General features: G+C 60.7%; 11 protein-coding genes and 2 pseudogenes. 8 read left to right on the top strand and 5 right to left on the bottom strand.

Annotated elements, in window-relative coordinates:
- A pseudogene (locus ABIN98_RS08190) lies at positions 1–206 on the top strand (S-(hydroxymethyl)glutathione dehydrogenase); the annotation flags it as partial.
- 124 nt (positions 207–330) lie between these two features.
- Positions 331–1158: an S-formylglutathione hydrolase gene (gene fghA / locus ABIN98_RS08185; protein ID WP_346909050.1), complete on the top strand. Its 828-nt coding sequence runs from the start codon at positions 331–333 to the stop codon at positions 1156–1158.
- A 6-nt stretch (positions 1159–1164) separates the two neighbouring features.
- On the opposite strand, the gene ABIN98_RS08180 is transcribed toward fghA, so the two are convergent.
- From ABIN98_RS08180 to ABIN98_RS08160, 5 genes are all read right to left on the bottom strand, one after another.
- Positions 1165–2085 (bottom strand): 2-dehydropantoate 2-reductase, encoded by a 921-nt coding sequence (locus tag ABIN98_RS08180; RefSeq protein ID WP_346909048.1) that lies wholly within the window; start codon positions 2083–2085, stop codon positions 1165–1167.
- Positions 2086–2196: 111 nt separating this feature from the next.
- A complete protein-coding gene (locus ABIN98_RS08175; RefSeq protein ID WP_346909046.1) occupies positions 2197–3609 on the bottom strand; it encodes a cytochrome P450 in 1413 nt (470 codons plus the stop codon).
- Positions 3610–3658: 49 nt separating this feature from the next.
- The gene (locus ABIN98_RS08170) at positions 3659–4060 is read right to left on the bottom strand and encodes a DUF423 domain-containing protein (protein ID WP_346909044.1); all 402 of its coding nucleotides are present in this window, start codon (positions 4058–4060) and stop codon (positions 3659–3661) included.
- Between the two features lie 61 nt (positions 4061–4121).
- Positions 4122–6167: a M3 family metallopeptidase gene (locus ABIN98_RS08165; protein WP_346909042.1), complete on the bottom strand. Its 2046-nt coding sequence runs from the start codon at positions 6165–6167 to the stop codon at positions 4122–4124.
- 134 nt (positions 6168–6301) lie between these two features.
- A complete protein-coding gene (locus tag ABIN98_RS08160; RefSeq protein ID WP_346909040.1) occupies positions 6302–6916 on the bottom strand; it encodes a pyridoxamine 5'-phosphate oxidase family protein in 615 nt (204 codons plus the stop codon).
- Between the two features lie 433 nt (positions 6917–7349).
- Here ABIN98_RS08160 and ABIN98_RS08155 point away from each other — a divergent pair, with 433 nt between their 5' ends.
- The 6 genes and pseudogenes from ABIN98_RS08155 to ABIN98_RS08130 all read left to right on the top strand — a co-directional run.
- The gene (locus ABIN98_RS08155; protein WP_346909038.1) at positions 7350–8702 is read left to right on the top strand and encodes a substrate-binding protein; all 1353 of its coding nucleotides are present in this window, start codon (positions 7350–7352) and stop codon (positions 8700–8702) included.
- A 198-nt stretch (positions 8703–8900) separates the two neighbouring features.
- Positions 8901–9929 carry a branched-chain amino acid ABC transporter permease gene (locus ABIN98_RS08150; RefSeq protein ID WP_346909036.1) on the top strand — a complete coding sequence of 343 codons (1029 nt, stop codon included), beginning with the start codon at positions 8901–8903 and terminating at the stop codon, positions 9927–9929.
- A 5-nt stretch (positions 9930–9934) separates the two neighbouring features.
- Complete coding sequence (locus ABIN98_RS08145; protein ID WP_346909034.1) at positions 9935–11068, top strand: branched-chain amino acid ABC transporter permease; 1134 nt, start codon at positions 9935–9937, stop codon at positions 11066–11068.
- Between the two features lie 12 nt (positions 11069–11080).
- Positions 11081–11836, top strand: a complete 756-nt coding sequence (locus tag ABIN98_RS08140; RefSeq protein ID WP_346909032.1) for an ABC transporter ATP-binding protein — start codon at positions 11081–11083, stop codon at positions 11834–11836.
- A complete protein-coding gene (locus ABIN98_RS08135) occupies positions 11833–12612 on the top strand; it encodes an ABC transporter ATP-binding protein (protein WP_346909030.1) in 780 nt (259 codons plus the stop codon). The genes ABIN98_RS08140 and ABIN98_RS08135 overlap by 4 nt, the downstream gene beginning before the upstream one ends.
- Before the next feature lie 173 nt (positions 12613–12785).
- Positions 12786–13182 (top strand): annotated as a pseudogene (locus ABIN98_RS08130) (ornithine cyclodeaminase family protein); the annotation flags it as partial.

The following is a 13182-nucleotide window of genomic DNA, read 5'->3' as shown; positions in this document are numbered from 1 at the left end:
AGCTGGTCACCGGCCGGTCCTGGCGCGGCACGGCCTTCGGCGGTGCGCGCGGTCGCACCGATGTGCCGAAGATCGTCGACTGGTACATGGACGGCAAGATCGAGATCGATCCGATGATCACCCACACCATGCCGCTGGAAGACATCAACAAGGGCTTCGACCTGATGCACGCCGGCGAGTCGATCCGCTCCGTCGTGCTTTACTGAGGACGGGCGAACCGCTTCCGCAAAGCGGATCCCAAATCGTTTAGCCCACCCTTTTCCAGGCCGGAGGAGGGCGGGTTACGTCCGGCAGGCGCCGGTGTTACCGACAAATTCCAGGGAAAGTGACATGAAGACCATTTCCGAGAACCGTGCCTATGGCGGTGTGCAGGGTGTTTACAGCCATGCATCCGAAGCCTGTTCCTGCGACATGACCTTTGCGGTCTACATGCCACCCCAGGCCAAGGACGGCCCGGTGCCGTGTCTTTGGTATCTCTCCGGTCTGACCTGCACCCACGAAAACGCCATGACCAAGGCGGGCCTTCAGGCCCATGCGGCGGAGTTCGGACTGGCACTGGTCTTCCCCGACACCAGCCCGCGCGGCGAAGACGTGGCGAATGACGAGGCCTATGACCTCGGCCAGGGCGCCGGGTTCTATGTGAATGCCATCGAAGCGCCCTGGGCGCCGCATTTCCGGATGTATGACTATGTCACCAAGGAACTGCGTTCCCTGGTAGAGGCAAATATCGCCGTCTCCGATGCGCATGGCATCACCGGCCATTCCATGGGCGGCCACGGGGCGTTGACGTTGGCTATGGCTAACCCGGATCTCTACCGGTCCCTGTCCGCCTTTGCGCCGATTGCTCACCCGGCGGCGTCCGACTGGGGACGCAAGCAGCTTGCAGCCTACCTGGGGACGGATGAAACACTCTGGGCGGCGCATGATGCCGCGCTGCTTCTCAGAGACAAGGGCTGGAAATCGGACATCCTCGTCGACCAGGGTGCGAGTGACCAGTTCCTCGACCTGTTGAAGCCGGAAGCACTGGCTGCCGCGCTTGCCGAAACGCGGACGCCGTCCACCTTCCGGATGCAGGAAGGCTATGACCATTCCTATTATTTCGTGTCCACCTTCGGCAGGGACCACGTGCAGTGGCACGCAGAGCGGCTCAAGGGCTGATCGCGACTACCATTCGGCCTTGGCAGCGTTTTCCTTCAGGCGGATCAGGGCGGCGAGCGCCTTGTTGATCGGGGCGTGGACGTCGTAGGCGATCGCTTCCCGTTCCACCATGCCGCAAAGCGCCTCGATTTCCGTCGGGCGTCCGGCCTCCACATCCTGCAGCATGGATGCCTTGTGGGGCTTGTGATGGGCAAGAGCCTCGTCGATCTTGGCGTGGACCGCGTCCATCATCGCCGCGATGCCCTTGGCGTTCGCGACGTCAACGACTTCGTCGGCGGCGGCCTTGGCAAGAACGACGGCGCTGGGCTCGTTGGCTATGTCACCGACCCGGGCCCCGCAAAGCGCGCTGATGGTGTTGAGCGCGCAATTGAAGGCCGCCTTCTGCCAGATGACCACATCCGCCTGATCATCGAGCACGAAATCGACCGGCTCCATGAGTTCGGCTAGTTTCTGCGCAAAGGGTCGGCCCCGAGGGGTCAGGGATTTGAAAGTCGTGGCCATGCCTGCATGGGTGGCCGCGTGGCCCGGACCTTTCAGATCCGCGGGGATCATGGTCGAACCTTCCAGGATATTGTCGTCAGGCACGAATTCTGCGACCCGGTCGGCATTGCCGAGACCGTTCTGTATGGTCAGGACATGGGCGCCAGCCGTGATCAGCCGTTCCACCGATTGCAGGGCAACGGCCGTATGCATCGTCTTCGTTAACAGGATGATGAGGTCGGCAGGACCGGTGTAGTCTTCCGGCCGCATGGCTGGAATTTTCCAGGTGTTGCTTTCCCCGTCCAGGTCCAGGCGCAGGCCGGTTGCGTTGATCGCAGCGATATGGGCCTGGTTGACGTCCAGAAGCGTGACCGGAATATCCGCACGGGCCATCAGGCCTCCCAGAACCGAGCCGAGTGCGCCTGCGCCGAGTATGACGATATCCATGCCGCTGATCTCCCGAATGCTGTTGGCCTTATGTACAGGCCGCTTCGGAATTTTGCCAAGGGCAGGTTGCCAAATCGTGAGGGATATCGATTTGCTGGTGCCCCGTGCGTCTCAGGCCTTGATCTTACGCTTGTGAATCGTCATCGGCAGCTTGTCGCCCGGACGCAGGGTGAGACGGCAGACCGGCTGAACATCCGTGCCGGGAACGAGCTTCAGGTTGAAATCCCTTGCCAGAATTGCCAAGCTCAGGATCGCCTCGGTCAGGCCGAATTGCAGCCCGGCGCAGATCCTCGGACCGATGCTGAAGGGGACATAGCCGTATTTGTTCGGCTTTTTGGTGTTCTTCTTGAGGAAACGTTCCGGCCAGAAGGCGTCCGGCTTGTCCCAAAGCCCCGGATTGCGATGCATGAGCCAGGGGACAACCATCACCAGTGATCCCTTGGGGATCGGCTTGCCGCTGATGACCGTGTCGGCCATGGCTTCGCGTGCGAGGATCGGTACCGGCGGATACAGGCGCAGGGATTCTTCGATAATCGCACGGGTGTAAGGCAGGTTGGCCACGTCCTTGAAGTCCGGCGTGCGGTCACCCAGCGCCTCTGTGACCTCTTTGCGGAGCCTTTTGGCGACCTTCGGAGATTGGGACAGCAGGTACCAGGTCCATGCAAGCGTGTTTGCCGTGGTCTCGTGGCCGGCCATGAAGATCACCGCCGCTTCGTTGCGGATCGCGTCTCTGGACAGAGGATTGCCGTCCTCGTCACGGGCTTCGAGCAGTCCGCCGATCACCGAGTCCTCACCGGCTTCCTTCTGGGCCTGATAGCTGTCGATGATTTCGTCGAGGACGCTCAGGATGCGCTCCTTGGATTTCCTGATCGCGTTGCCCCGGAAGCGCGGCAGCCATTCGGGCAGGCCGAACATGGAGATCATGTCGACCTGATCGATGTATTTCTGATAGTCGGAAAAGCCCTGAACCACTTCGCTCGCGTAGTTCTTGCCCAGCTGGCGGCCGAAGATCGTCCGGCAGATGATTTCCGCGGTCAGGTGGGCCATTTCGGCCAAAGCGTCGATTTCCGAGCCGTTTTTGAGAGCGTTCCATTCGGCGCGCTTTTCCATGATCGTGTCGACCATGATCGGGGCAAAGCCCGGCACCCGGGAGCCATGGATGATCGGCGCGACCACCTTGCGCCGCTTCGCCCAGGTCGCCGTGTCGCTGACGAACAGCCCGTCGCCCAGGAGCGGCTCCAGCGCATGCCGCATCTGCGGGCTCTTGCGCTGCAGGGTCTCGTGATTGGTCTGAAAGGCCTCGCGCACCACATCCGGCCTGTTGCAGACAACGAGTTCGCGGGTGAACACCTTGCGGCTTCTCAGCCTGCCCCGGAAATCCTCCACGCCCCAGATGGAGAGGAAGTTCTTCTTGGCCATGCCGATCAGTTTCCAGACCGGTGGTGCGCTCTGATGCCGGTAGGGGTAGGGCGGTATAAAGTCTTCCGCAGGGGCCTTGTCGTTCACGGGATCGGCGAGGGTCACACCCGTTTCCTTTTTAATCAGACGATCTTCGATTTTGCCGATCCTTGACCTATCTGGCGCGAATGCGCAAGGCCGCGAGAATGACCGCCGCCCAGCCGATGATCACCATCGTGCCGCCCGTGGGGGCGGACATGGGGAACAGCCGCCGGTCGGCAAAGGCGCGGCTGGCGAGATCGCCGCAGAAAAGGGCAAGTCCTGCGACCATCAGTATCAGCGCATAGAGCAGAAACGGCGATTGCCGGGACTGACTGATGGCGCCGATCGCAAGGATCGCCGGGGCGTGAAACAGAAGCATCTGGGCCGCTGTTTCGATCAGGCCGGTGGTATCCATGTGCGCGGCCATGGCCAGCAGCATGACGCCTGCCGCTCCGGCGATTCCACCCAGGACCAGGCAGGCACGCAGCAGGGCCGAAGTCGGTTCGCCCGGCGCGGGGATTATTTTGTGACTCATGGTGCAAAGCCCGGTCTGGATCGAGAAAACAGGCGGAAGTGTTTCGTGCCTTTGCTTGGCATCATGCAGCGGCAAGTCCGCGTTTTTCAAGCAGCGCGTCGATCTTCGGCGCGCGGCCCCGGAATGCCTTGTAGGTCTCTTCCGGATCCGGACGACCGCCGGCGGAATAGATATGGGTCAGGAGCCGTTCGGCGGTTTCCTTGTGGAAAATGTCGCCGGCCTCCTCGAATGCGCCGAAGGCGTCCGCATCCATCACTTCCGACCACATGTAGCTGTAGTAGCCGGCGGAATAGCCGTCGCCGGCAAAGGCGTGGGCGAAATGCGGAACCCGGTGGCGCATGGTGATTGCCTCCGGCATGCCGATCTTTTCCAGTGCTTGCGCTTCGTAGGCGGTCACGTCGAGATCATCCGCTTCGGTCATCAGATGCATTTCCAGGTCGACCAGCGCGCAGGCGGTGTATTCGACCGTGGCAAAACCCTGATTGAAGTTTTCCGCCGCCAGCAGCTTGTCGAGCAGATCCTTGGGCATCGGCTCGCCGGTCCGGTAATGGACCGCGTAGCGCGACAGGACTTCAGGCCGCGACAGCCAGTGTTCGTAGAGCTGGGAGGGAAGTTCCACGAAATCCCGGGCCACACTGGTTCCGGAAATGACCGGATAGGTCACGTCGGACAGGAGCCCGTGCAGGGCGTGGCCGAACTCGTGGAACAGGGTGTTGGCATCGTCGAAGGTCAGCAGGGTGGCTTCGCCCTTCGCGCCCTTGGAAAAGTTCATCACATTGACGATGATCGGCGAGACGTCGCCGTTCAGCCGGTGCTGGGAGCGGAAGGCGCTCATCCAGGCGCCGGAGCGTTTCGAGGGCCGGGCAAAATAATCACCCAGGAACAGGCCGACATGCTTCCCGTCCCTGTCGGTCACCTCGAACACGCGAACGTCCGGGTGATAGACGGGCATACCCTGCTTTTCCTCGAAATTGAGGCCAAACAGTCGGTGGGCCGTGTCGAAAGCGGCCGCGATCACCCGATCGAGCTGCAGGTAGGGCTTGATCTCCGCCTCATCCAGGTCGTGCTCCGCCTTGCGGACCTTTTCCGAATAGTAGCGCCAGTCCCAGGGGGCGATCTTGAAGTTGCCGCCTTCGGATCGGGCCATGTCGGCGAGTTTGGCTTCTTCTTCGGCAGCACGTTTCACAGCCGGTGTCCAAACCTTCATCAGAAGATCGCGGACAGCTTTCGGTGTCTTCGCCATGGTATCGTCGAGTTTAAAATCGGCGAAGGTGTCGAAGCCGAGCAGCTTTGCCTTTTCCGCCCTGAGCCTGATGGTTTCGGCCACGATCTCGCGGTTGTCGGTGTCGCCTCCGTTCTCTCCGCGCGCGCTCCAGGCCTTGAAGGCTTCCTCGCGCAGGGCGCGGTTGGAGGAGAACTGCAGGAACGGTTCGATCGAGGAGCGCGACAGCGTGATCACATGCTTGCCGTCCAGGCCGCGTTCGCTTGCTGCTTCCGCGGCGGCCGCCAGCAGGAAGTCGGGAAGGCCGGCCCGGTCTTCTTCCGTTTCCAGTACAAGCTGATAATCGGCTTCGTCCTTCAATACGTTCTGGGCGAACCCTGTACCGAGTGTTGCCAGCCGCTGGGAGATGTCCGCCATGCGGGACTTGTCGCTCGCCTCCAGTCCGGCCCCGGCGCGCTGGAACATCTTGTGATAGCGTTCCAGGACCCTGGCTTCCTCCTCGTTCAGGCCGAGGTCATCCTTCTTGTCCCAAAGAGCGGCGATGCGGTCGTAAAGGGCGCCGTTCAGGAGCGTTTCCGAGGAATGTTTGGCCAGCTTCGGCGCGATATCGCGTTCGATGGCCTGAAGCTCCGGATTGGTGTGGGCTCCGGACAGGTTGAAGAAGGTCCGTGCCACCCGGCTCAGGGTCTCGCCGGATTTTTCCAGTGCCACGATCGTGTTCTCGAAGGTGGGCTCGGCCTGCTGATCCGCGATCGCGTCCACTTCCGCGCGGCCTTCAGCCATGGATTTTTCGAAGGCTTCCGTAAAATCGCCCGGCTTGATGTCGGCGAACGGTGGCAGCTCGAAGGGCGTGGTCCAGTCGGTGAGAAGCGGATTTTGCGGCATGGAAGTTCCTGTGGGGACGAAAAGAAAACTGACTTGATGTCATATGGTGTCGGACCGGCGGCCGTCAAAGCGAAGCTCGGAAAGTGTGGCACAATTTCCCGCTTTTCAAAGCATTGCCGGGCTTACGAAAGCGCTTACCACATCGATTTTGCGGCGCGTTCGGGCCATTCCCGGTCGTAATCCTCACCGCCGGTCTTTCCGTCCGTCATGTCCGCCAGGATCTGGCCGGGGGTTGGCAGGGAAGCGGGGTCGATCTGTGCGGCTTGATCCCAAAGTCCGGCGCGCAGGACCGCGCGGGCGCACTGGAAATAGAGTTCGTCGATGGTGATGCGGATGACGCAGCGGGGCTCCTTGCCTTTTACGGCGAAGCGCCGGAGCAGATCCGGGTTGACGGAGAGTTCCGCACGGCCGTTGATCCTGAGCGTGCTACCGGAACCGGGGATGAGCATCATCAGGGCGACGCGCGGTTCGCGGACGATGTTCCTCAGGGAATCGGTCCGGTTGTTGCCGCGGCGATCCGGGATAAGCAGCGTTCTTTCGTCGTCCACGTAGACGCAGGTGCCCGGGTCGCCGCGTGGCGAGCAGTCCAGGCCTTCGGGGCCTGCCGTCGCCAGGGCGCAGAACGGAGAGGCGTCGATCATCTGCCGGTAGAGGGGGGTCACCCGGTCCGCGACCTTGACGGTGGAGGCTGCGACCGGCACGCCGTAGATGCGTTCAAGTGCGTCCAGGGAGGTGATTGTGTCTGTCATGAAAGGCTTTCCGCTGTCCTGTGTCCGGTGAAATTTACCACAAGAGGCATTTTCGCTTTTGACTTTCGACTAATGCGAGAAACGGGTTCCTTAGCCGACTTTATGATTGCGGCGCATTTCGCGCTGCAATGATGAAGTGTTTAAGTTCATGTTATTTTGAAGAGAAATCATATTTGCGTTGCAGCAACAAGGTCGAGGCGAATCTTTTTACCCTGTCCTTTGCGGGAACGTGCCCAATTTATTTTCACGTATACCGCGCCGATAGTCGTATTGCTCGCAGGCGGCACGTGTTTTTACAGTCTGACCAGCTTGCGTGCCCTTTGGCCATGGATCCGGGAAACCGGTTGGGAAAAGTCATGGGACATGCTCGCCGACTGCGGATTGTTCCGCGGATACTCGTCCAGGCTTTTTCGGGCCTTTCTGGGAGGAAAGTATGACCCTTATTCACAAACCCCTTAACCGTCGTTCGATTCTGAAGGCAGGCACGGCTGGCGGTGTTGCACTGGCAACGCCGACCATCTTTACCAGCTCTGCATGGTCCGCCGGCTATCTGAACGAGCCGACCGGTGCTGAAGTCACCCTCGGCTTCAACGTGCCGCAGACCGGTGCGTATGCCGACGAAGGTGCCGACGAACTGCGCGCCTACCAGCTTGCCGTCAAGCACCTCAACGGTGAAGGCGACGGCGGGATGTTGAATACCTTCTCGTCCAAGGCCCTGCAGGGCAACGGCGTGAACGGCAAGAAGGTCGCATTCGTGACCGGTGACACGCAGACCAAGTCCGATGCAGCGCGCGCATCTGCCAAGCGCATGATCGAAAAGGACGGCGCCATCATGATCACCGGCGGTTCGTCCTCCGGCGTGGCCATTGCCGTTCAGTCGCTCTGCCAGGAAGCCGGCGTCATCTTCATGGCCGGTCTGACCCACTCCAACGACACCACCGGCAAGGACCGGCGCGCCAACGGTTTCCGTCACTTCTTCAACACGGAAATGTCCGGCGCAGCCCTCGCTCCGGTGCTGAAGAACAACTACGGCACCGACCGCAAGGCCTATCACCTGACCGCCGACTACACCTGGGGCTGGTCTCAGGAAGGGTCGATCAAGAAGTACACCGAAGCCATGGGCTGGGAAACGGTCGCTGCCGTTCGCACCCCGCTCGGCGCTGGCGACTTCTCCCAGTACATCACTCCGGTGCTGAACTCGGGCGCTGACGTGCTGGTCCTGAACCACTACGGCAAGGACATGGTGAACTCCCTGACCCAGGCGGTTCAGTTCGGCCTTCGCGACAAGATGGTCAACGGCAAGAAGTTCGAAATCATCGTCCCGCTGTACTCCCGTCTGATGGCTCAGGGTGCTGGCGACAACGTCAAGGGCATCTTCGGCTCCACCAACTGGCACTGGTCCCTGCAGGACGAAGGCTCGAAGGCTTTCGTGAAGTCCTTCGGTCAGGAATACGGCTTCCCGCCGAGCCAGGCAGCGCACACCTGCTACGTGCAGACGATCCTCTATGCCGATGCGGCCCAGCGGGCCGGCACCTTCCAGCCGTGTGCTGTCGGTGCAGCTCTCGAGGACTTCGAGTTCGACGGCATGGGCAACGGTCCGACCCTTTACCGGGGTGCCGACCATCAGTGCTTCAAGGACGTTCTGGTCGTGAAGGGTAAGGAAAACCCGACCTCCCAGTTCGACCTTCTGGAAGTCGTCGAAATCACTCCGCGCGCCCAGGTCGAGTATGCACCCGACATGGAAGACGTGAAGGGCGATCTCGGCACCTGCAACAACGGCGCCTAATCGCCGAAGAAAACCTCAGGCGGCCGCCCCTCTCGGGCGGCCGCCTTCTCGGGATCAGCTCCGATTTTCAGTCGAAAGTACCGAATATCGTCGAATTGATCGTTTCCGACTAGTTGGTGCGGGATGCGGGCGGAAAACCGGTTCCCACTTTTTCTCATCCCGCACAGCGGCTTTGGGCAGAGAACTCCGGCAAAACAGATGGACGTCATCCTACTTCAACTTCTGAACGGTCTGGACAAGGGGGGCGCCTATGCGCTGATCGCCCTTGGTCTGACCCTCATTTTCGGTACGCTGGGTGTTGTGAACTTCGCGCACGGCGCGCTGTTCATGATGGGCGCCTTCTGTGCCGTCACCTTCAACAAGTTTCTCACTCTGGAGAAGGTCGCGCTCGATCCGACCCAGACGACGGCCTGGGGCACGCCACTTGAGGTGCGTACGCCCTATGTGGAAGCATGGCTCGGCGATTTCGGCGTCTGGATCCTGAACTATTCTGTTCCGGTATCAATTCTGCTCGCTGTACCGGTCATGCTGATCATCGGCTTCGCGATGGAACGCGGCCTGATCAAACATTTCTACAACCGTCCGCATGCGGATCAGATCCTGGTGACCTTCGGCCTCGCCATCGTCCTCCAGGAAATCATCAAGTCCATCTTCGGCGCCAACCCGATCCCTCAGGTCGCGCCTGAAGTCGTGCGCGGAGCCGCCGACATCGGCGCCATGCTCGGCCTGGATCCCGGCGCAATCGTCTATCCGTGGTGGCGGATGGTCTATCTGCTCTTCTCAGCTGTCATCATTGCCGCCGTCTTCGCCTTTCTCCAGTTCACGACCTTCGGCATGGTGGTGCGCGCAGGCATGGCCGACCGGGAAACGGTCGGGCTGCTCGGCATCAACATCGAGCGCCGTTTCACGATCGTGTTCGCGATCGCGGCCGTCGTGGCCGGTCTTGCGGGTGTGATGTACACGCCGATCCTGCCTCCCGACTATCACATGGGTATGGACTTCCTGGTGCTGTCCTTCGTGGTGGTCGTCGTCGGCGGCATGGGCTCACTGCCCGGTGCGGTCGCGGCCGGCTTCCTGCTCGGTATCCTGCAGTCTTTCGCCTCCATGAACGAGGTCAAGGAGATCTTCCCGGGCATTGATCAGATCATCATCTATCTTGTTGCTGTGGTTATTCTGCTTGTGCGTCCGCGCGGGCTGATGGGCCGCAAGGGCGTTATGGAGAACTAAGAAAAATGAATTCCCAAACGTCTTCCCTGCGCGACATCGTGCTTTTCCTGGTCTTCGCGGCAGCCGTTCTGACCATGCCGCTGTGGCTGGCGCCGATCGGCGCAGGCTACCCGGACCTTTTGCAGAAGTTCGCGATCTACGGGTTGTTTGCAACCGGTTTCAACCTTTTGTTCGGCCTGACCGGATATCTGTCGTTCGGCCATGCCGCGTTCCTGGGTGTCGGGTCTTACACGGCGGTCTGGACCTTCAAGCTGCTCGGCATGAACCCGATCCCGGCGGTGATCACCGCAACCGTGGTCTCCGGTGTTTTTGCCCTGGCAATCGGTTATGTCAGTCTGCGCCGATCGGGCATCTACTTCTCGATCCTCACGCTGGCCTTCGCGCAGATGTGCTACAATCTGGCCTATTCGGTTCTGACGCCGATCACCAACGGTGAAACCGGGCTGCGTGTGCTGGAGACCGATCCGCGGATCTTCGACAGTACGACGCGTGCCGAAGGACCCCTGATTTCGTCCATATTCGGCTATGACATGACCGGGTATCCGGGGTTCTATTTCTGTGCCGTCCTTCTCATCATCGGTTTCTTCATCGCGCAGCGGATCTTCCGTTCGCCTTTCGGAACCATGTTGCGGGCGGTCAAGTCGAACCAGAACCGGATGACCTATACCGGCCTCAATCCGCGTCCCTATACGTTGGCCGCCTTCGTGATCTCGGGCATGTATGCCGGGCTCGCGGGCGCGCTGCTGTGCATCACCGACCCGCTGGCGGGCGCGGAGCGCATGCAGTGGACCGCATCGGGCGAAGTGGTGTTGATGACCATTCTGGGGGGGGCCGGAACCTTGCTCGGACCGATCCTCGGAGCGGGCCTGATCAAGTACTTCGAAAACATCTTTTCGGCCTTCAACGACCAGACCCTGCATTCGATCTTCAGCTTCCTGCCGGACTTTATCGAAGCACCCGTCGTCGGAATCACGAGCCTTTTCGTGGGCGAAGGCTGGCATCTGACCCTCGGCGTCCTGTTCATGCTGATCGTGATCTTCCTTCCCGGAGGCATCATGGAAGGCCTGGCGCGGATCGGCAAACTGTTCAAGCGCCTTGGCGGCTCCGCCAAGAAACCAGAAACAGCTCCGGCCGAGTAAGGGGACACTCACATGGAAATTCTCAAGGTCTCGGGCGTGAACAAATCGTTTGGCGGTTTGAGAGCCCTCAACAATGTGGACTTTGCGGTCGAGCAGGGCACGGTGCATGCGATCATCGGCCCGAACGGTGCCGGAAAGTCGACTTTCCTGAACTGCATGATCGGCCGATTGATACCGGACACCGGAACCGTGATGTTCGGCGATATCTCGCTGACGGGCATGAAGCCCTACGAAATCAATCAGGTCGGCGTTTCGCGCGTTTTCCAGACGCCTGAAATCTTCGCTGACCTGACCCTGTTGGAAAACGTCATGATCCCGACGATGGCAAAGCGTGACGGTCAGTTCGCGCTGCATGCCTTCAAGCGTCTCGACAAGGACACGGAGATCCGCGACAAGGCGCTTCACATGCTTGAGGATGTGGGCCTTGCGGAGAAGCAGGGTATGCACTCCGGAAGCTTGTCGCGCGGCGACAAGCGGCGCCTGGAACTTGCCATGTGCCTGTCGCAGGATCCGAAACTCCTGCTTCTCGACGAGCCAACGGCCGGCATGTCGCGCGCCGACACCAACAACACGATCGACTTGTTGAAGCGGATCGGCGACCGGGGGATCACAAAGGTGATCATCGAGCATGATATGCATGTGGTGTTCTCTTTGGCCCAGAAAGTCACTGTTCTGGCCCAGGGAACGATCATCGCCGAAGGAAAACCGCAAGATATCAAGGGCGATCCCCGCGTTCAGGAAGCCTATCTCGGAGGAGCGCATCTATGACGCTTTTGGATAATCAGTTCGAAGGAGCGCAGGCTCCCGGCGTCAAGCCGGTCAAGCCGCAGGGCGGTGCCCCTGCGTTCTTTTCCGCCTGGGACCTGCACGCCTATTACGGTGAAAGCTATATCGTTCAGGGTGTTCACTTCGACATTCGCGAAGGTGAGATCCTGGCGCTTCTGGGCCGTAACGGTGCCGGCAAGACCTCGACCCTGCGGACGATCGCCCGGATGGACAATCCGAACCTGACCCACGGCGAGATCTGGCTGGATCACAAGCCGCTGCATTCCATGAAAAGCCACGAGGCGGCCCGCAACGGTGTCGGACTGGTGCCGGAGGACCGGCGGATCATCCCGGGGCTTACGGTACAGGAAAACCTGGAGCTGTCGCAGATCGCACCGCCGATCGGCTGGTCGATCGAGCGCATCTACGATCATTTTCCGCGTCTCGCCGAGCGCAAGAGCCAGGAAGCGGTGACCCTTTCCGGTGGGGAACAGCAGATGCTGGCGCTGGCGCGGGTGTTGGCGCGTGACGTCAAGCTGTTGTTGCTCGACGAACCTTACGAAGGCCTCGCCCCGGTGATCGTTCAGGAAATCGAGCGCATCCTGGAAGGGGTCAAGGAACTCGGCATTACGACGATCATCGTCGAGCAGAACGCGATTGCGGCCCTGCACCTGGCGGACCGGGCGGTGATCCTCGACATGGGTGAGGTCGTTTTCGACGGTACCGCTCAGGAGGTTCTCGACAACGCGGAGCTGCGTCAGGAATATCTCGCGATCTGACGTGCCTGTATCCAATCGGAATCCATGAGGCCGGTGTTCACGACACCGGCCTTTTTCTTGTCAGGTCCGTCTGTTCATTCCCCCATAGGCTTCCGGAACGTGGTCCGCGATTGGACACGCCTCCGTTTTTGTGCGAGGTCGGGGACAGTTATCTGGCAGGGAGTTTGAAAAGCATGTTGTTGCTTTCGCAGGATGAAACACGCGATGCACTGCCGTTTCCGAAATTGATCGATGCCTTGGCGGAGATGTTTCGCACGGGATGCGAAATGCCGGTACGCCACCACCATGACATGAAGGTGCCGGACGAACCCGACGCGACCATGCTGTTGATGCCGGCTTGGGTGCCGGGGGCGTATGCCGGGGTCAAGATCGTCAACGTGGCGCCTGGCAATGCGGCACGGGGCGAACCGGCCATCTCTGCTGAATATCTCCTGTCGGATGCGCGGACCGGAAAGATGCTTGCCCTGGTCGACGGCGGAGAACTGACCGCCAGGCGGACGGCGGCCGCATCGGCGCTTGCAGCCCGCTATCTGGCGCGCCAGGAGGCCGAACATCTGCTGGTTGTCGGAA

This window comes from uncultured Roseibium sp. (assembly GCF_963675095.2).
GTDB lineage: Bacteria > Pseudomonadota > Alphaproteobacteria > Rhizobiales > Stappiaceae > Roseibium.
This window is presented reverse-complemented; position numbering and strand designations above follow the sequence as displayed.